This window comes from Pseudomonas sp. P867, from assembly GCF_019891455.1.
GTDB classification, from domain to species: domain Bacteria; phylum Pseudomonadota; class Gammaproteobacteria; order Pseudomonadales; family Pseudomonadaceae; genus Aquipseudomonas; species Aquipseudomonas synxantha_A.
This window is the reverse complement of the sequence record NZ_JAFLXB010000017.1, coordinates 78,577-96,905: the sequence shown is the minus strand read 5'-3', so window position 1 is coordinate 96,905 and position 18,329 is coordinate 78,577. Positions and strand designations below refer to the sequence as shown.

Genomic DNA, 18,329 nt, shown 5'->3' with positions numbered 1-18,329 from the left:
AACCACACCCGGCCCCGGACGACAGGCAACAGCGCAGGCCAAATGGGTCGAATCGATAAAACAATCGTTTTATCGCGGCGAAGTCTCTATCCCAGCGACTTGCGATTGAAATCGCGCAGGCGGAAACCCTGCAACAGCAACATCCCGAAGTACACCGCCACACCCGCAACCACCAACACGCCCAGGCGCATAAAGCGCTCCAGCATATCGCCATCGCCCCAGGCCGGCATCACGTGCATCAAGCCCACCAGCACGGCGGACATCGCAGCCACCGCCACGAGCAACTTGAGGGTAAACATCCCCCAACCCGGCTGTGGTTGATACATCTGCTGTTTGCGCAGTTGATAAAACAGCAGGCCTGCATTGATACAAGCTCCGGCACTGATCGCCAGCGCCAGCCCGGCATGGGCCAAAGGACCGATAAATACCAGGTTGAGCAGTTGCGTGACAATCAGCGTGAAAATCGCGATTTTCACCGGCGTACGGATGTTCTGCTGCGCGTAGAAGCCCGGCGCCAGCACCTTGATCACAATAATGCCGAGCAGGCCGACGGAGTAGGCAACCAGCGCGTGCTGGGTCATCAAGGCGTCATGCGCATCGAATTGCCCGTATTGAAACAGCGAGACCGTCAGCGGCTCGGCCAGGATTCCCAGGGCCAAGGCGCATGGCAACACCAGCAGGAAGCACAGACGCAGGCCCCAATCGAGAATGCGCGAATACTCCTGACGATCCTTGCTGGCGTAGGTGCGTGCCAGGGTCGGCAGCAGGATCGTGCCCAATGCCACACCAAGCACACCGGATGGCAACTCCATCAAGCGGTCGGCGTAGTACATCCACGATACCGAGCCGGATACCAGCAACGAGGCGAACGCGGTGTTGATGATCAGGGAAATCTGACTGACCGATACCCCGAGTATCGCCGGCAGCATATTGCGCATCACGCGCCAGACGCCGGTGTCCTTGAGGTTCAGGCGTGGCAGTACGAGCATGCCGATTTTTTTCAGGTGCGGCAGTTGGTACAGCAACTGCGCCAGGCCGCCGGCCAGGACCGCCCAGCCCAGGGCCATGACGGGCGGATCGAAATACGGCGTAAGGAACAGCGCAAAAATAATCATGCTGACGTTCAGCAAGGTCGGCACAAAGGCCGGTACCGAGAAACGATTCCAGGTATTGAGGATCGCCCCGGCGAGCGAAGACAGGGAAATCAGCAATATATAAGGAAAGGTCACCCGCAGCAGATCAGTGGTGAGCGCAAACTTTTCCGGCGTATTGGCAAAACCGGGCGCCGTGGCCCAGATCACCCAGGGCGCGGCGAGCATCCCGACGATGGTTACCAGCATCAGTACCAGCGTCAGCAAACCCGAGACGTAGGCGATGAACGTACGAGTCGCCTCCTCGCCATGCTGGGTCTTGTATTCGGCCAGAATCGGCACGAACGCCTGGGAGAACGCGCCTTCGGCAAAGATCCGTCGCAGCAGGTTGGGGAGTTTGAAGGCAATAAAGAAGGCATCCGTGGCCATACTGGCGCCAAAGATGCGCGCCAGCAGAGTGTCACGCACAAACCCCAAAACCCGGGAGATCATCGTGATAGAGCTGACCGCAGCCAACGATTTGAGCAGATTCATTGAAAGAGTTTGCGCCTATAGATAAAGAGCAGGCGAACAAAGCGCCCACTTATGCGATACTGCGCGCCTGCAACAGCACAGAGCCAAAGCTCGCGAGTTTACAGGTCAAGCGCCGGAAATAAATCACCCGCCTCTTCAGATCGACCACTCAGCAGTTCGCATCAGCCGCCCTTGACAACCCATCAAGTCATCGGCATGATTCGCGGCCTATTTTGTTTGCTATTTCCTAAAAAGTCTTTCGAGGAGCTCGACGGTGGCCAACACACCTTCCGCCAAAAAACGTGCAAAACAGGCTGAGAAGCGTCGCAGCCACAACGCCAGCCTGCGTTCCATGGTTCGTACCTACATCAAGAATGTAGTTAAAGCCATCGACACCAAAGACGCTGAAAAAGCTCAAGCTGCTTACGTTCTGGCCGTGCCAGTTATCGACCGTATGGCCGATAAAGGCATCATCCACAAGAACAAGGCCGCTCGCCATAAGAGCCGCCTGAATGGCCACATCAAGGCTCTGAGCGTTCCTGCTGCAGCCTAAGTGGTAACAACTGCCACGCAGCCCAGGCTGCGTAACAGTTAAGAAATGCCCCGTACCGAAAGGTCCGGGGCATTTTTGTTTGCCCAAAGATTCATCACAACTTCCCTTGTGGGAGGGGGCTTGCTCCCGATGGCGGAGTGTCAGTCAGAATATCTGGTACTGATACACCGCTATCGGGAGCAAGCCCCCTCCCACATTAAAACGCAAAAAAAAACGCCCCGAACCAGTCGGGGCGTTTTTGCTACCGATTGATCAAACCACAATCAATGGTGGTGACCGCCTTCACCGTGGACGTGGCCGTGAGCCACTTCTTCCTGGGAAGCATCGCGGATGGCAACGATTTTCACTTGGAAGTTCAGGCGCTGGCCAGCCAGAGGGTGGTTGCCGTCGACAGTCACATCATCGCCGTCCAGGTCACGGATGGTGACGATCTGCATTTGGCCGTCCGGCGCGGAAGCGTGGAACTGCATGCCCACTTCCAGCTCGTCAACGCCTTCGAACATGCTGCGGCTCAAAGTGCTGACCAGCTCGGCGGAGTATTCGCCGTAGGCATCTTCAGGTTCTACGGCTACGGTCAGTTCGTCACCGACTGCCTTGCCTTCCAGGGCCTTTTCCAGGCCTGGGATGATGTTACCTGCGCCTTGCAGGTAGACCAGCGGCGCGCCGCCGGCTGAGCTGTCGATGACCTCACCAGCGTCGTTGGTCAGGGTATAGTCGATGGAGACAGCCTTGTTAGCGGCGATCGTCATGGGGCGAGACCTTTTGCATAAGAATGAAGAACGGACAAGTCTAAACAAGGATTTGCCCGAAAGCGAACAGAACCCGGACAGACGGGGCCGACCAACGGTCTCGACGATCACCGGATTCCACCAGGATGACGACCTGCACTGGGTTGCCGAGCTGTCCTGCGGCCACACCCAGCACCTGCGCCACCAGCCGCCGTGGCAGTCGCGCGCCTGGGTCGTCGACCCCGCGCAACGCCTTGAAAAAATAGGCCAACCCTTTGCGTGCGGCTGGTGTGCGCAAGTGCGCGAATAACGATAACCTTGACGCCTGATTCGCGGTAGGCGCCCATGCATAGGGCGCCACCCAAGCCATGCACCTCCAGAGAATTCGCATGCAGACTTTTTTTATCGCGCCCACCGATTTTGGTGTGGGTCTGACCTCCATCAGCCTTGGGCTGGTGCGCACCCTGGAACGGGCCGGCCTTAAAGTCGGCTTCTTCAAACCGATTGCCCAGCCACACCCGGGCGATACCGGTCCGGAGCGCTCCACTGAGCTGGTGGCACGTACCCACGGCCTGAAGCCACCACAACCCCTGGGCCTGGCCCATGTGGAGCGAATGCTCGGCGACGGCCAACTCGATGAGCTGCTTGAAGAAATCATCACCCTGTATCAGCAGGCCGCCGTAGGCAAAGACGTGCTGATCGTCGAAGGCATGGTGCCGACCCGCAGCGCCAGCTACGCCGCGCGGGTCAACCTGCACCTGGCCAAGAGCCTGGATGCGGAAGTGATCCTGGTCTCGGCGCCGGAGAACGAAGTGCTCACCGAGCTTTCTGGCCGGGTGGAATTGCAGGCCCAACTGTTCGGCGGCCCCAAAGACCCGAAAGTATTGGGCGTGATCCTCAACAAAGTGCGCACCGACGAAAGCATGGAGGCATTCTCGGCGCGCCTTAAAGAGCACTCGCCGTTGTTGCGCAGCGGCGATTTCCGCCTGCTTGGCTGCATCCCCTACCAGCCCGAACTCAATGCCCCGCGCACCCGCGATGTGGCCGACCTGATGGGTGCGCAGGTCCTCAACGCCGGTGACTATGAAACCCGGCGCATGACCAAGATCATCATTTGCGCCCGTACCATGCGCAACACCGTAGAGCTGCTCAAGCCCGGCGTCCTGGTGGTCACCCCAGGCGATCGCGACGACATCATCCTCGCCGTCAGCCTGGCCGCGATCAACGGCGTGCCGCTGGCCGGCCTGCTGCTGACCAGCGACACCCTGCCCGACCCGCGCATCATGGATCTGTGCCGCGGCGCCTTCCAGGCCGGGTTGCCAGTGCTGTCGGTGAGCACCGGCTCCTACGACACCGCCAACCAGCTCAATAGCCTCAACAAGGAAATCCCCATCGATGACCGTGAGCGCGCGGAGATCATCACCGACTTCGTCGCCAGCCACCTCGACGCACGCTGGCTGCACCAACGGTGTGGCACGCCCAGGGAGATGCGCCTGTCGCCGGCGGTGTTCCGCTACCAGTTGATCCAACGGGCCCAGGCCGCCAACAAGCGCATCGTGTTGCCCGAGGGCAGCGAGCCGCTGACGGTGCAGGCCGCCGCCATCTGCCAGGCCCGAGGCATTGCCCGCTGCGTGCTGTTGGCCAAACCGGCGGATGTCGAAGCGGTCGCCCGTGCCCAGGGTATCGAGCTACCCGAGGGCCTGGAGATTCTTGACCCGGACCTGATTCGCCAGCGCTATGTCGAGCCGATGGTTGCCTTGCGCAAGACCAAGAGCCTCAACGCACCAATGGCCGAGCAACAACTGGAAGACACAGTGGTGATCGCCACCATGATGCTCGCCCTGGACGAAGTGGACGGCCTGGTCTCCGGCGTCATCCACTCCACCGCCAATACCATTCGCCCGGCCCTGCAACTGATCAAGACCGCGCCGGGCTGCACCCTGGTGTCGTCGGTGTTCTTCATGCTGTTCCCCGAGCAGGTGCTGGTATACGGCGACTGCGTGATGAACCCGCACCCGAGCGCCGCGGAACTGGCGGAAATCGCCCTGCAAAGCGCCGACTCGGCCGCCGCGTTCGGCATCACGCCACGGGTGGCAATGATCAGCTACTCCAGCGGTGATTCGGCCAGCGGCGAAGAAGTCGAGAAAGTCCGCGAAGCCACCCTGCTCGCCCACGAACAGCAAGGCTCGCTGCTGATCGACGGACCGCTGCAATACGACGCCGCCGCCAATGAAAGCGTGGCCCGGCAATTGGCGCCCAACAGCCAGGTGGCGGGCAAGGCCACGGTGTTCGTGTTCCCCGACCTGAACACCGGCAACACCACTTACAAAGCCGTGCAACGCAGCGCCGATTGCGTGAGCCTGGGGCCGATGCTCCAGGGCCTGCGCAAACCGGTCAACGACCTGCCGCGCGGCGCCCAGGTAGACGACATCGTGTACACCATCGCGCTGACTGCGATCCAAGCCGCCAACCGACCTATGGATATCTAAATGCTGGATTTTCTACCTGCCGCCGTACGCGGGGTGATCGCTTCGCTGTTGCTGGCGCTGAACACGATCCTGCTGTGCTCGTTCCTGTTTATTGTCGCGCTGTTCAAGGCACTGCCCTTCGCCAAGCGCTTCAGCGAATGGCTGATGAACCACACCCACGAAGCCTGGGTGACCAACAACAAAGGCTGGATGAACCTGGTGCGCCGCACACGCTGGCACCTGAGCGGCCTTGAAGGCCTGGACTATCAGCATTCGTATCTGGTGACCAGCAACCACCAGAGCTGGGTCGATATCATGGTGCTGCAATACGTGCTCAACCGGCGCATTCGCCCGCTGAAGTTTTTTCTCAAGCAAGAGCTGATCTGGGTGCCGGTGATTGGTCTGGCGTGGTGGGCACTGGGCTTTCCGTTCATGAAGCGCTACACCAAGGCTTATCTTGAGAAGCACCCGGAAAAGAAAGGCAAGGACCTGGAAACCACCCGCAAGACCTGTGCGAAGTTTCGCGACAATCCGGTGGGCATTTTCAACTTTGCCGAGGGCACACGGTTTACGCCGGGCAAACATGCGCAGCAAAACTCCCCATTTCGCTATTTGCTCAAGCCCAAGGCCGGCGGAATTGCGTTTGTGCTGGATGCCATGGGGGAGCAGCTCAAATCACTGGTGAATGTAACCATTCACTACCCTGCCGGGCGCCCTGGCTATTGGGATTTGCTGTGCGGGAATGTGAAGGAGGTGGTGGTGCAGTTTGAAGAGGTGCAGATCCCGGCTGAATTCATTGGCAAGAATTATGAGCAGGATGGGGAGTACCGGTTAGCGTTCCAGGGCTGGATCAACCGGTTGTGGGAAGACAAGGATGCGTTGCTGGAGCAGTTGCACAAAGACTTTCCAGCCAGCCGCTGATCAACATGTGGATGCAATTCAATGTGGGAGCTGGCTTGCCTGCGATAGCGGTGGATCAGCTAAGGATAAATAAACTGACAGTCCGCCATCGCAGGCAAGCCAGCTCCCACATTGACCGAGTCCACATTTGAGAATGTGTAAAAAGCCCGCCACCGATCACTCGGTGGCGGGCTTTTTTATGCGGCAATAAAGCCTAGATCGCGCCGCGCTGACGCAACAACTCCAGCACTTGCTTGACGCTGTCTTCCAGCGACAAGGCCTGGGTATCGATCACCAGGTCGGCATTCAACGGCACGTCGTACGGGAAGGACTCGCCAGGGATGTTATCCCCACCGGCCGCGTACAAACCTTGCGGATCACGCTCGGCACATACCAGCGGCGACGCCTGCACATATACGGTCAACAGGCGATCACTGCCAATCAGCGCCTTGGCCTGTTCACGGCCTTCGGCATCCGGCGCGACAAAAGCCGCCAGGGTCAGCAAACCGGCTTCGTTGAACTGACGCGCCACGTGAGCCGCACGGCGCCAGTTCTCGGTACGCCCGGCACGGTCCTGAGGCAAGCCTTTGTTCAGGTCATGCCGCAGGTTCTGGCCGTCCAGCACGAACACCGCACGCCCCATGTCGAACAGCTTGCGCTCAACCGCATAGGCCAACGTGCTCTTGCCGGCACCCGACAAGCCGCTGAACAACACGGTGGCCGGCTGCTGGCCGAAACGCAGGGCACGTTCTTCAGTGGCCACGTGTGCCAATTTGTCGTGCTGCGCTGCACCGCCCTGGCTGGCCGGTGGCGCGATGATCATGCCCCCGGCCACGGTGCCATTGGTCAGGCGGTCGATGACGATAAAGGCACCGGTGGTGCGATTGCTGTCATAGCCATCCAACGCAATGGCGGCATCAAGGCTGACCTTGACCCGGCCAATTTCGTTGAGCTGCAGCGAACTCGCCGGACCTTCGGCCAGGGTGTTCACGTCCACGCGATGCACGATGCTGGTGATAGAGCCCGGCACGTAGCTGGTAGCGCGCTTGATGTCGTATTTCTTGCCCGGCAGCATCGGCTCTTCAGCCATCCACACGAGCATGGCGTCGAACGCATCGGTCACTTGCGGCACATTGTCGGCATGCACCAACAGGTCGCCACGGGAGATATCGATCTCGTCTTCCATGGTCAGGGTCACGGCCTGGCCTGGGCCGGCGTGCTCCAGCTCACCTTCGAAGGTGACGATGGATTTGACCCGGCTGCGTTTGCGTGACGGCAGCACCACGACTTCGTCGCCTTTGTGCACGATGCCGCTGGCAAGAGTGCCGGCAAAACCACGGAAGTTCAGGTTCGGGCGGTTGACGTACTGCACCGGGAAACGCAGGTCGGTGTAGTTGCGGTCGTTGGCGATCTCGACGGTCTCGAGGATCTCCATCAGCGACTGGCCGGTGTACCAGGGCGAACGCTCGCTCTTGTTCACCACGTTGTCGCCCTTGAGCGCCGACATCGGCACGAAGGCCAGGGTACTTGGCTTGAACGCGATGCCTTCGGCGAACTTCAGGTAATCGGCCTTGATCGACTCGAATACGCTTTGGTCAAAGCCGTTGATGTCCATCTTGTTGACGGCCACCACGATGTGCTTGATGCCCAGCAACGAGGCGATAAAGCTGTGGCGACGGGTCTGGGTCTGCACGCCATAGCGGGCGTCGATCAGGATAATCGCCAGGTCACAGGTGGACGCACCGGTGGCCATGTTGCGGGTGTACTGCTCATGGCCGGGGGTGTCGGCGATGATGAACTTGCGCTTGGCGGTGGAGAAGTAGCGGTAGGCAACATCGATGGTGATGCCCTGCTCACGCTCGGCCTGCAGGCCGTCGACCAGCAAGGCCAGGTCGATGTCATCGCCGGTGGTGCCGGACTTCTTCGAATCGCGGGTGATGGCTTCCAGGTGATCTTCGTAGATCATCTTGGAGTCGTGCAGCAGGCGCCCGATCAGGGTGCTCTTGCCGTCGTCGACGTTGCCGCAGGTCAGGAAGCGCAACATCTCTTTGCGCTCGTGCTGGCCCAGGTAGGCGAGGATGTCCTCGCTGATCAAATCAGATTGATGCGACATGACAGCCCCTTAGAAATAGCCTTGACGTTTTTTATCTTCCATGGAGCCTGCGCCATCGTGGTCGATGACCCGGCCCTGGCGCTCGGAAGTTCGCGTCAGGAGCATTTCCTGAATGATGTCCGTCAGCGTCTCGGCTTCGGACTCCACCGCGCCCGTCAACGGGTAGCAGCCAAGGGTACGGAAACGGACTTTCTTTTTGACGATGCGGGCTTTGTCTTCGTCGGACAGGTGTTCGAGGATGCGGTCGTCGTCGATCATGATCAACGTGCCGTTCTTCTCGATCACTTCGCGCTCGGCGGCGAAGTACAACGGCACGATCGGGATACCTTCCAGGTAGATGTACTGCCAGATATCCAACTCGGTCCAGTTGGACAACGGGAACACGCGGATCGACTCGCCCTTGTTGACGTTGCCGTTGTAAACGTTCCACAGCTCCGGACGTTGGTTCTTCGGGTCCCAGCGGTGCTTGCTGTCGCGGAACGAGTACACGCGCTCTTTGGCACGGGACTTCTCTTCATCGCGACGGGCGCCGCCGAACGCTGCATCGAAACCATGCTTGTCCAGGGCTTGCTTGAGGCCCTCGGTCTTCATGATATCGGTGTGCTTGGCGCTGCCGTGGGTGAAGGGGTTGATACCCTGCGCCACGCCATCCGGGTTGACGTGAGTGATCAGGTCCAGGCCAAGCTCTTCGACCATTTTGTCGCGGAACTTGTACATTTCCTGGAATTTCCAGCGCGTGTCGACGTGCATCACTGGGAACGGCAGCTTGCCCGGGAAGAAAGCCTTGCGTGCCAGGTGCAACATCACGGCGGAGTCTTTACCGATCGAGTAGAGCATCACCGGGTTGTCGAACTCGGCGGCGACCTCGCGGATGATGTGGATGCTTTCCGCCTCCAGCTGTTTCAGATGCGTCAGTTTGTCGACCATGGTTACTCACGGAAAAACGATCTTATGGACGGCCAGGCGGGCCGTGTTCGAGCGGGGCATGCTAGCACAGCACCTTCTTCTATTCAGGGCGCCATCTAGATCGAAACGGTATATGAATATACCGACCAGTTTGGCCGCAAATAGACTCAAGTGTGGGAGGGGGCTTGCTCCCGATAGCAGTGTGTCAGTTAGTACATATTTCAATGATCCATCGCCATCGGGAGCAAGCCCCCTCCCACATTCAGTCGCGCTCTAAGGCTCAGATCGGGTTCGGGCAGTCGATAAATAAATGCTCCAGGGCAAAGCGTCGCGCCAGGTAATCGCCCAACGCCTGCACCCCATAGCGCTCGGTGGCGTGATGACCGGCAGCAATGAAGCTGACGTCGTTTTCACGGGCGCTGTGGAAGGTCTGCTCGGATGCCTCGCCGCTCAGGTACAGGTCGACCCCGGCGGCAATCGCCTGGTCGATATAGCCCTGGCCACCTCCGGTGCACCAGCCGACGCGGCGGATCATCTGGCTGCCTTCGACCAACAGCGGTTCGCGCCCCATTGCATCCTGCACACGGCGGGCGAAATCACGCGGTGACAAAGGTTCGGCCAGCGACCCCACCAAGCCGACCACCTTGGGGTTGCTCGGGTCCAACGGGCCTTCAACCGTGATGTCCAGTTGTTTGGCCAACTGCGCGTTATTGCCCACCTCAGGGTGCAGGTCCAATGGCAGGTGATAGGCCAACAGGCTGATGTCGTGCTTGAGCAGCGTTTTCAGGCGGCGCTGCTTCATGCCGGTGATACATGGGCTCTCGCCCTTCCAGAAATAACCATGATGCACCAGCACCAGGTCGGCCCCGGCTTCGACGGCGGCGTCCAGCAGCGCCTGGCTTGCGGTCACACCGCTGACGATGCGCATCACCTGCGGGCGGCCCTCGACCTGCAAGCCATTGGGGCAATAATCGGCAATTTTGGCACTGCCAAGGTAGCGGTCGGCTTCCTCAACGAGGGTGGTAAGAGGGACGGCCATAAAAGACTCCTAAATATCCGGTTCGCAGGCATCGCAGCCTCGTATAATGCGCGACATTATGGGCGCTCGCCCGCCCCCTGCAACCTGTCAGGACTTACTTGATGCTCAAGGCACTGCGTTTTTTTGGATGGCCATTGTTGGCTGGCGTGCTGATCGCGATGCTGATTATTCAGCGTTATCCCCAATGGGTGGGCCTGCCTACCCTGGATGTGAACCTGCAACAAGCACCGCAAACCAACACGGTGGTGCAGGGCCCGGTCACCTATGCCGACGCGGTCACCATTGCGGCCCCTGCGGTGGTCAACCTGTACACCACCAAGGTCATCAACAAACCGGCGCACCCGCTGTTCGAGGACCCGCAGTTTCGCCGCTATTTCGGTGACAACGGCCCCAAGCAGCGCCGCATGGAGTCGAGCCTGGGTTCCGGGGTAATCATGAGCCCCGAAGGCTACATCCTCACCAATAATCACGTGACTACCGGCGCCGACCAGATCGTGGTCGCCCTGCGTGATGGCCGCGAAACCCTGGCCCGTGTGGTGGGCAGCGACCCGGAAACCGACCTCGCAGTACTGAAAATCGATTTGAAGAACCTGCCATCGATCACCCTCGGTCGCTCCGACGGGTTGCGCGTGGGTGACGTAGCACTGGCGATCGGCAACCCGTTCGGCGTGGGCCAGACAGTCACCATGGGCATCATCAGCGCCACCGGGCGCAACCAGTTGGGCCTTAATAGCTACGAAGATTTCATCCAGACCGACGCAGCCATCAACCCGGGCAATTCCGGCGGTGCGCTGGTGGATGCCAATGGCAACCTGACCGGCATCAACACGGCGATTTTCTCCAAGTCCGGCGGCTCCCAAGGCATCGGTTTTGCGATCCCGGTGAAGCTGGCGATGGAAGTGATGAAGTCGATCATCGAACACGGCCAGGTCATTCGCGGCTGGCTGGGCATTGAAGTGCAACCCTTGACCAAGGAACTGGCCGAGTCGTTTGGCCTGACCGGACGCCCAGGCATCGTGGTCGCCGGGATCTTCCGCGATGGCCCGGCACAGAAAGCCGGCCTGGAGTTGGGCGATGTAATCCTCAGCATCGACGGTGCACCGGCCGGTGATGGCCGCAAGTCGATGAACCAGGTAGCGCGAATCAAACCGACCGACAAGGTGGCGATCCTGGTCATGCGTAACGGCAAGGAGATCAAGCTCTCGGCGGAAATCGGCCTGCGTCCGCCACCGGCGACCGCACCGATAAAAGAAGAGCAATAACCGTCGCGACCCTAGCGCCCGTTCGCGGGCGCTTGTAGGGCGACATTTCTTAGCGATTCATTCTCATTAGGCATGTTATATTGTTTCAATATCGCTATTGGAACGCTCTATCATGCCGTCTCGAAAGTTTGTGCCCTTGGCCGGCCTGGCCTTGGGTTTGCTGCTCGACCCTGCCTACGCCGAAGAAAACACCCTGGAACTGGACACCATCAGCGTAACCTCCGAGGCGTATGAGTTCGCCACAGGCCCGGTCCAAGGCTATCGCGCCACCCGCTCTGCCAGTGCCACCAAAACGGATACCGCCCTTCGCGACATACCGCAATCGATCAGCGTGATCCCCGCCACGGTGCTCAAGGACCTGGGCAGTACCAGCGTGGAGCGCGCCCTGGAATTTGCCGGCGGCGTATCCAAGCAAAACAACTTCGGTGGCCTGACCCTCTACGAATACAGCGTGCGCGGCTTCACCACGTCTGAGTTCTACCAGGACGGTTTCAGCGCCAACCGCGGTTACCCCAGTACGCCGGACGCGGCAAATATCGAACGCATTGAAGTTCTCAAAGGCCCCGCCGCCAGCTTATATGGGCGTGGCGATCCTGGCGGCACGGTGAACATCGTCACCAAGAAACCCCAGCCCGAAGCGTTCACCACCTTGCAAACCAGTGCTGGTAGTTGGGACCGCTACCGCACTGCGCTGGATGTGAATACGCCGCTGGACAGCGAGGGGCGCGTCTTGTCACGGGTGAATCTGGCGGTTGAAGACAAGCACAGTTTCCGCGATCACGTGGACGCTAAACGAGTGTTCGTCGCGCCGTCGTTCAGTTGGCAGTTGACCCCGGACACTCAGTTGCTGGTCGAAAGCGAATTCGTGCGCCACAGCTCCACCTTCGACCGGGGCATCGTCGCCGATACTGGCATGTCCCATTCCACCTTTCTGGGCGAGCCCAACGACGGCAATATTCGCAACCACAACAACCGCATCCAGGCCGCGTTGGAACACCACCTCAACGACGCCTGGAAGCTGCGCCTGGCCAGCCACTACAAGCAGGGCAGCCTGTGGGGCGATGCGTCGGAAAGCCGTGCGCTGAATGGGGATGGTCACACCGTCAACCGTCGCTACCGTGAACGCTCGACCGGTTGGCATGACAGCATCACCCAGCTGGAACTGCGCGGGCTGTTCGATATCGGCAGCTGGCAGCATGAACTGCTGATCGGCACCGAATACGAGGACTACCGCAAAAAGGAGCGTGTGACGGCGATTGGCGGTGACTACCCTATCGACATCTATAAACCGGTCTATGGCCAGGCCAAACCCAATGGCGCACGCTCCGGCACCGACTTCTTCGAACAGACCAAAAGCCACGCCCTGAACCTGCAAGACCAGATCATCTTCACCGACCGCCTGCGAGGCATGATCGGTGCGCGCTTCGAGCACTTCGAACAGAGCACCGAGAACTTCGCCCGCAACCACGCCAAAAGCCGCCAGACCCACGACGCCCTGACCCAACGCGCCGGCCTGCTCTATCAGCTGACACCGCAAGTCGGGGTATTTGCCAACGCATCCACCTCGTTCAAGCCGAACAGCGGCCTGGATGCCGGCGGCAAATCCTTCAAGCCAGAAGAAGGCGTGGGCTATGAGGTGGGTATCAAGAGCGAGATGTTTGACGAGCGCCTCAGCGCGACGCTCGCGGCCTTCCATATCGAAAAGGAAAACGTCCTCACCCTGGACCCGGCGACCAACACCGACCGCGCCATTGGCAAGGCGCGCAGCCAGGGGTTTGACCTGCAGGTGACCGGGCAAGTGACCGACGCCATACGCGTGATTGGCGCACTGGCCTATATCGACGCCGAAGTGACCAAGGGCGACAAAGCCATCCCCACGGGCAGTCGCATTCTCGGGGTCGCCAAGCGCAGCGGCAGTCTGTTGGGCGTTTATGAATTCCAGGATGGGGCGTTGCGCGGTTCAGACCTGGGGGCGGCGTTTACTTATGTGGGTGACCGTTCCGGCGAGGCGGGCACAGGCTTCGAACTGCCGGCCTACCACACCGTGGATTTACTGGCCCACTACAAGGCCACGAAGAATGTCACCGTGGGGCTGAACCTGAATAACCTGTTCGATGAGAAGTACTACGAGCGCTCCTACAGCCGCTATTGGACCAACCCCGGTGAACCGCGCAACCTCACCGTCAGCCTGACCCTCAATCTCTGACGAGCATGGAACTGAATGTGGGAGGGGGCTTGCTCCCGATAGCAGAGTATCAGGCAGTATATCTGTCACTGATCCACCGCCATCGGGAGCAAGCCCCCTCCCACATTTGAGTCACCGCAAGGCTTGACTACAAGGCAACGGGCGCTCGTTCGCACAGGGTATTGAGCGCCGCCGCCCATTGCGGGTCATCATTCAAGCACGGCACCAACACCAACTCCTCGCCCCCCGCCTCGCGGAACTGCTCCCGCCCGCGATCACCAATTTCTTCCAGGGTCTCGATGCAGTCGGCGACAAACGCCGGGCACATCACCAGCAGCTTCTTCACGCCCTGCTGGGCCAGCGCGTCCAGGCGGGCCTCGGTGTAGGGCTCGATCCACTTGGCCCGGCCAAGGCGCGATTGAAACGCCACCGACCACTTGCCATCGGGCAAACCGGCACGCGCGGCAAAATCCCGGGCGACGCTGAAGCATTGGGCGCGATAGCAGGTGGCGAGCACCTCTGGCGATGCGTTCTTGCAGCAGTCGGCATCCTTGAAGCAATGCCCGCCGGTAGGGTCGAGCTTTTTCAGATGGCGCTCGGGCAGACCATGGAAACTGAGCAGCAAGTGATCGAAATCCTGCTCCAGGTAAGTGCGTGCGCTGGTTACCAGAGCATCGAGGTACTCGGGCTGGTCGTAAAAAGGCTGCAGGATCGAAAACTGGATAGCGAGTTTCTTGTCGCGCACCACGCGCCTGGCTTCTTCTATCACCGTGGTCACGGTGCTGTCGGCAAATTGCGGATACAGCGGCGCCAGTGTCACCTTGCCGATACCCTGGGCGGCCAGCCGTGTCAGGGCGGTTTCCAGCGACGGCTCGCCATAACGCATTGCCAGTTCCACAGGGCCGTGGGTCCACTGCGCAGTCATCTGCTGTTGCAGACGACGGCTCAAGACCACCAACGGCGAGCCCTCATCCCACCAGATCGACGCATAAGCATGGGCAGACTGCTCAGGGCGCTTGATCAGGATCAGCGACACCAGCAAACGCCGCACCGGCCATGGCAGGTCGATCACATAAGGGTCCATCAGGAACTGATTGAGGTAGCTGCGCACATCAGCCACCGAAGTGGACTTTGGCGAACCCAGGTTGACCAGTAACAACGCGTGATCGGTCATGCAACATCCTATCTTTAGAGGCGGCTGGACAGGTCGTCCAGAGCCGCACGCAACTCAGTGAACTGGAAAGTGAAACCCGCCGCCAGCAGCCGTTCAGGCAAGGCCTTCTGCCCGCCCAGCAACAAACCAGACAATTCGCCCAGGCCAACCTTCAGTGCAAACGCCGGCATCGGCATGAACGCCGGGCGGTGCAACACCTGGCCGAGGGTCTTGGCAAACTCGCGATTACGCACCGGGTGTGGCGCGCAGGCATTATAAGGACCGCTGGCGTCAGTCTTGTGCAGAAGAAAATCAATCAGGGCGATTTGATCCTTGATATGCACCCATGGCATCCACTGCCGACCGTTACCGATCGGCCCGCCCAGCGCCAGTTTGAAGGGCAGCAACAGGCGCGACAAAAAGCCGCCCTGCGCCGACAGCACCAGGCCGGTGCGCACCAGCACCACGCGAACGCCCAGGGCTTCGGCACGTTGGGCGGTTTCTTCCCAGGCAATACACAACTGGCTGGGGAAATCGTCCAGCACTGGCCCGCTGGCTTCGGTCAATTCGCGCTCGCCGCCGTCGCCATACCAGCCCACTGCGGAGCCGGAGATCAGTACCGCCGGTTTCTGCTCCAGGCTGTCGATCCAGGCCAGCAGGGTTTCGGTGAGGTTGATGCGGCTGCTCCACAGCAATGCCTTGCGCTTGTGGGTCCAGGGCCGGTCAGCGATGGGTGCACCCGCAAGGTTGACCACCGCGTCCACCGCGCCAATCACCTCTTGCAGGCGAGCCACCCCAAGCACCTGTGCGCCGCAGACCCTGGCGACCGTTTCCGGTTGCCGGCTCCACACCGTCAGGCGATGACCCTGGGCGAGCCAGTGTTGGCAAAGTTGACGGCCAATCAGGCCGGTACCGCCGGTCAGCAAAATATGCATGGGACTCTCCTCATGTAACGTTCGCCGCCGCTCACTGGTCTATTTTATAAGCAGGGATCAATTTGATAATCGAGCGTGACGCGCGTTCAAGCCTGAGCTTAACCATAGGTCACACCACACAATCAGGCACGCCAAAACTTATACCAAAAAACAATATTGTACAGCTATTGGTGTCGGCGTAGTCTGTACCCAACGGTAAAACGAGGCCTCCCATGACTGTCCCCATCGCGATCATCGGCACCGGCATAGCCGGTCTCTCCGCCGCCCGAGCGTTGAAAGACGCGGGCCACACCGTACAACTCTTCGATAAAAGCCGCGGCAGCGGTGGCCGCATGTCCAGCAAGCGCAGCGATGCCGGCGCGCTGGACATGGGCGCGCAATACTTCACCGCCCGCGACCGGCGCTTCGTCAACGAAGTGCAGCGCTGGCAAAGCAATGGCTGGGCCGAACAGTGGAAGCCCCAGCTGTACAACTTCAAGTCCGGCCAACTGACGCCTTCCCCCGATGAACAGATCCGCTGGGTCGGTACACCGCGCATGAGCGCGATCACCCGCGCACTGCTCGATGACCTGCCGGTGGAGTTCGGTTGCCGCATCACCGAGGTGTTCCAGGGCACACAGCACTGGAACCTGCTCGACGCCGACGGTGAGAGTCACGGCCCCTTCAGCCATGTGATCATCGCCACACCGGCCCCTCAGGCCACTGCCCTGCTGGCCGCTGCCCCCAAGCTGGCAAGTGCCGCCGCCGGGGTGAAAATGGACCCGACCTGGGCCATTGCGCTGGCCTTCGACAAGCCCCTGGATACACCGATGGAGGGCTGCTTCGTGCAAGACAGCCCCCTTGACTGGCTGGCGCGCAACCGCAGCAAACCCGGGCGCGACACCATCCTCGACACCTGGGTGCTGCACGCCACCAGCGCCTGGAGCAAGGCGCACCTGGACCTGCCCAAGGAAGCGGTAATCGAGCACTTGCACGGCGCCTTCGCCGAACTGCTGCACAGCGCCATGCCCGCGCCGTCATTCAGCCTGGCACACCGCTGGCTCTACGCTCGCCCGTCGGGCAGCCATGAGTTCGGCGTACTGGCCGATGCCGACCTGGGCCTGTTCGTCTGCGGCGACTGGTGCCTCTCGGGCCGGGTGGAAGGCGCCTGGCTCAGTGGCCAGGAAGCGGCACGACGCTTGATCGCACACCTGCAATGAACCGCCTCAACCCCAGCAAGCTGCTGCTGTCGAAATGGACGGCAGCACAGCCACGCAACAAGGAAAAACACTTTTTGGTCACCGAGTTGTTTCGTGATGACGAAGGCACGGTGCTGGAAATCGAGCTGCAAGCGGTGCTGACCCACCGTGCCGAACGCCTGCCATGGCAGACCCTGCAAAACGCCGAGTGCTGGAAAATCGGCTGGAAGTAGCGCTGCAAAAAACCTATACAAACTATTTGACTTGTACAACATCGAATCTATGATGAGACGTAGTTGTACAAACTTTATAAGTTGTACAGGATTATTGCAGAGGTTTTGGGTATGTCGAGTAGTACAAAACCGAAGATCGCCATCAGCGCCTGCCTCCTTGGCGAGAACGTGCGCTTTAACGGTGGGCATAAACAGTCGCTGCTGTGCACCCAGACACTCAGCGACTACTTCGACTTCGTGCCGTTGTGCCCGGAAGTTGCCATCGGCATGGGCATCCCCCGCGAGCCAATCCGGCTGGTAGGCGACCCTGCGCAGCCGCAAGCCGTTGGCACGGTAAACCGTGAACTCAACGTCACGCAGCCACTGCACGACTACGGCCAGCAAATGGCCCAGGCACACACCGACCTGTGCGGTTATATCTTCATGCAGAAGTCGCCATCGTGCGGCCTGGAGCGGGTCAAGGTGTACCGCGCCAACGGCACGCCCGTTGACGGTGGCGGCCGCGGCATTTACGCCCAGGCGTTTTGTGCGCGCCACCCTAACCTGCCGGTAGAAGAAGACGGCCGGCTGAACGACCCTGTGTTGCGGGAAAATTTCCTGACCCGCGTATTCGTGTATGCCAGCTGGCAACAACTGCTGGCCGAGGGGCTCACCCGCCACGGCTTGCTGACGTTTCACTCGCGCTACAAGTACCTGCTGATGGCCCACAGCCCGGCGCATTACAAAAGCCTGGGCCATTTGCTCGGCAGCATGGGCAAGGACGTCGATCTCCAGGCTCTGGCCCACGGCTACTTCGGCGAGCTGATGACGGGCCTGAAGAAGTGCGCCACCCGCGGCACACACAGCAATGTGCTGCAACACATCAGCGGCTACCTCAAGCAGGTCATCAGCGCCGATGACAAACAGGAAATGCAAACCGTGATCGGCCAGTACCGTCAAGGCATCGTGCCGCTGGTAGTGCCACTCACCCTGCTCAAGCATCACTTTCGCCAACATCCGGACCGTTACATCGCACAGCAGGCCTACCTGCAACCGCACCCGGAAAACCTCAGCCTGCGTAATGCGATATAAC

At 60.2% G+C, this 18,329-nt stretch carries 16 protein-coding genes; 9 read left to right on the top strand and 7 right to left on the bottom strand.

The window, feature by feature from the left end:
* Positions 1 to 86 precede the first annotated feature (86 nt).
* Positions 87 to 1,625 carry a murein biosynthesis integral membrane protein MurJ gene (murJ, locus tag J1G33_RS24870; RefSeq protein WP_078820255.1) on the bottom strand — a complete coding sequence of 513 codons (1,539 nt, stop codon included), beginning with the start codon at positions 1,623 to 1,625 and terminating at the stop codon, positions 87 to 89.
* Positions 1,626 to 1,878: 253 nt separating this feature from the next.
* Here murJ and rpsT point away from each other — a divergent pair, with 253 nt between their 5' ends.
* Entirely contained in the window at positions 1,879 to 2,157 is a 279-nt protein-coding gene (rpsT, locus tag J1G33_RS24865) for a 30S ribosomal protein S20 (protein WP_003188401.1), read from the top strand.
* A gap of 263 nt (positions 2,158 to 2,420) precedes the next feature.
* Here the strand turns inward: rpsT and J1G33_RS24860 are convergent, their stop codons facing one another.
* Entirely contained in the window at positions 2,421 to 2,906 is a 486-nt protein-coding gene (locus J1G33_RS24860) for a peptidylprolyl isomerase (RefSeq protein ID WP_003171645.1), read from the bottom strand.
* On the opposite strand from J1G33_RS24860, the gene J1G33_RS24855 reads away from it, so the two are divergent.
* The 3 genes from J1G33_RS24855 to J1G33_RS24845 all read left to right on the top strand — a co-directional run bounded on the left by J1G33_RS24855 (position 2,905) and on the right by J1G33_RS24845 (position 6,274).
* Positions 2,905 to 3,195, top strand: a complete 291-nt coding sequence (locus J1G33_RS24855) for a DUF3565 domain-containing protein (protein ID WP_103734661.1) — start codon at positions 2,905 to 2,907, stop codon at positions 3,193 to 3,195. The two genes, J1G33_RS24860 and J1G33_RS24855, sit on opposite strands and share 2 nt — an antisense overlap.
* A 79-nt stretch (positions 3,196 to 3,274) precedes the next feature.
* The gene (gene pta, locus J1G33_RS24850; RefSeq protein ID WP_078820253.1) at positions 3,275 to 5,374 is read left to right on the top strand and encodes a phosphate acetyltransferase; all 2,100 of its coding nucleotides are present in this window, start codon (positions 3,275 to 3,277) and stop codon (positions 5,372 to 5,374) included.
* Positions 5,375 to 6,274, top strand: coding sequence for an acyltransferase (locus J1G33_RS24845; protein WP_005784643.1), 900 nt, complete (start codon positions 5,375 to 5,377; stop codon positions 6,272 to 6,274).
* 193 nt (positions 6,275 to 6,467) lie between these two features.
* Here the strand turns inward: J1G33_RS24845 and cysN are convergent, their stop codons facing one another.
* The 3 genes from cysN to J1G33_RS24830 form a co-directional block, all read right to left on the bottom strand.
* Positions 6,468 to 8,366 carry a sulfate adenylyltransferase subunit CysN gene (gene cysN / locus J1G33_RS24840; RefSeq protein WP_223018954.1) on the bottom strand — a complete coding sequence of 633 codons (1,899 nt, stop codon included), beginning with the start codon at positions 8,364 to 8,366 and terminating at the stop codon, positions 6,468 to 6,470.
* A gap of 9 nt (positions 8,367 to 8,375) precedes the next feature.
* Entirely contained in the window at positions 8,376 to 9,293 is a 918-nt protein-coding gene (gene cysD / locus J1G33_RS24835) for a sulfate adenylyltransferase subunit CysD (protein WP_005784641.1), read from the bottom strand.
* Positions 9,294 to 9,552: 259 nt separating this feature from the next.
* The gene (locus J1G33_RS24830; RefSeq protein ID WP_078820249.1) at positions 9,553 to 10,311 is read right to left on the bottom strand and encodes a Nif3-like dinuclear metal center hexameric protein; all 759 of its coding nucleotides are present in this window, start codon (positions 10,309 to 10,311) and stop codon (positions 9,553 to 9,555) included.
* 101 nt (positions 10,312 to 10,412) lie between these two features.
* On the opposite strand from J1G33_RS24830, the gene algW reads away from it, so the two are divergent.
* Together algW and J1G33_RS24820 are read left to right on the top strand one after the other, a co-directional pair.
* A complete protein-coding gene (algW, locus tag J1G33_RS24825) occupies positions 10,413 to 11,573 on the top strand; it encodes a Do family serine endopeptidase AlgW (protein WP_005784639.1) in 1,161 nt (386 codons plus the stop codon).
* 112 nt (positions 11,574 to 11,685) lie between these two features.
* Positions 11,686 to 13,779 carry a TonB-dependent siderophore receptor gene (locus J1G33_RS24820; RefSeq protein WP_223018953.1) on the top strand — a complete coding sequence of 698 codons (2,094 nt, stop codon included), beginning with the start codon at positions 11,686 to 11,688 and terminating at the stop codon, positions 13,777 to 13,779.
* A 127-nt stretch (positions 13,780 to 13,906) separates the two neighbouring features.
* Here the strand turns inward: J1G33_RS24820 and hemH are convergent, their stop codons facing one another.
* Entirely contained in the window at positions 13,907 to 14,932 is a 1,026-nt protein-coding gene (gene hemH / locus J1G33_RS24815; RefSeq protein WP_223018952.1) for a ferrochelatase, read from the bottom strand.
* Between the two features lie 14 nt (positions 14,933 to 14,946).
* Positions 14,947 to 15,846, bottom strand: a complete 900-nt coding sequence (locus tag J1G33_RS24810) for a TIGR01777 family oxidoreductase (protein WP_032877988.1) — start codon at positions 15,844 to 15,846, stop codon at positions 14,947 to 14,949.
* A 212-nt stretch (positions 15,847 to 16,058) separates the two neighbouring features.
* On the opposite strand from J1G33_RS24810, the gene J1G33_RS24805 reads away from it, so the two are divergent.
* From J1G33_RS24805 to J1G33_RS24795, 3 genes are all read left to right on the top strand, one after another.
* Positions 16,059 to 17,045 (top strand): FAD-dependent oxidoreductase, encoded by a 987-nt coding sequence (locus tag J1G33_RS24805; RefSeq protein WP_223018951.1) that lies wholly within the window; start codon positions 16,059 to 16,061, stop codon positions 17,043 to 17,045.
* On the top strand, positions 17,042 to 17,257 hold the full coding sequence (locus tag J1G33_RS24800) for a TIGR02450 family Trp-rich protein (protein WP_005784634.1): 216 nt from the start codon (positions 17,042 to 17,044) through the stop codon (positions 17,255 to 17,257). Before J1G33_RS24805 ends, J1G33_RS24800 begins: the two co-directional genes overlap by 4 nt.
* Before the next feature lie 111 nt (positions 17,258 to 17,368).
* A complete protein-coding gene (locus tag J1G33_RS24795) occupies positions 17,369 to 18,328 on the top strand; it encodes a DUF523 and DUF1722 domain-containing protein (protein ID WP_005784633.1) in 960 nt (319 codons plus the stop codon).
* Position 18,329 lies beyond the last annotated feature (1 nt).

Coding starts and splice junctions, on each gene's coding strand:
- murJ (WP_078820255.1), bottom strand. CDS start 1,625: ATGAATCTGCTCAAATCGTTGGCTGCGGTCAGCTCTATCACGATGATC.
- J1G33_RS24855 (WP_103734661.1), top strand. CDS start 2,905: ATGGGGCGAGACCTTTTGCATAAGAATGAAGAACGGACAAGTCTAAAC.
- J1G33_RS24860 (WP_003171645.1), bottom strand. CDS start 2,906: ATGACGATCGCCGCTAACAAGGCTGTCTCCATCGACTATACCCTGACC.
- pta (WP_078820253.1), top strand. CDS start 3,275: ATGCAGACTTTTTTTATCGCGCCCACCGATTTTGGTGTGGGTCTGACC.
- J1G33_RS24845 (WP_005784643.1), top strand. CDS start 5,375: ATGCTGGATTTTCTACCTGCCGCCGTACGCGGGGTGATCGCTTCGCTG.
- cysN (WP_223018954.1), bottom strand. CDS start 8,366: ATGTCGCATCAATCTGATTTGATCAGCGAGGACATCCTCGCCTACCTG.
- cysD (WP_005784641.1), bottom strand. CDS start 9,293: ATGGTCGACAAACTGACGCATCTGAAACAGCTGGAGGCGGAAAGCATC.
- J1G33_RS24830 (WP_078820249.1), bottom strand. CDS start 10,311: ATGGCCGTCCCTCTTACCACCCTCGTTGAGGAAGCCGACCGCTACCTT.
- algW (WP_005784639.1), top strand. CDS start 10,413: ATGCTCAAGGCACTGCGTTTTTTTGGATGGCCATTGTTGGCTGGCGTG.
- J1G33_RS24820 (WP_223018953.1), top strand. CDS start 11,686: ATGCCGTCTCGAAAGTTTGTGCCCTTGGCCGGCCTGGCCTTGGGTTTG.
- hemH (WP_223018952.1), bottom strand. CDS start 14,932: ATGACCGATCACGCGTTGTTACTGGTCAACCTGGGTTCGCCAAAGTCC.
- J1G33_RS24810 (WP_032877988.1), bottom strand. CDS start 15,846: ATGCATATTTTGCTGACCGGCGGTACCGGCCTGATTGGCCGTCAACTT.
- J1G33_RS24805 (WP_223018951.1), top strand. CDS start 16,059: ATGACTGTCCCCATCGCGATCATCGGCACCGGCATAGCCGGTCTCTCC.
- J1G33_RS24800 (WP_005784634.1), top strand. CDS start 17,042: ATGAACCGCCTCAACCCCAGCAAGCTGCTGCTGTCGAAATGGACGGCA.
- J1G33_RS24795 (WP_005784633.1), top strand. CDS start 17,369: ATGTCGAGTAGTACAAAACCGAAGATCGCCATCAGCGCCTGCCTCCTT.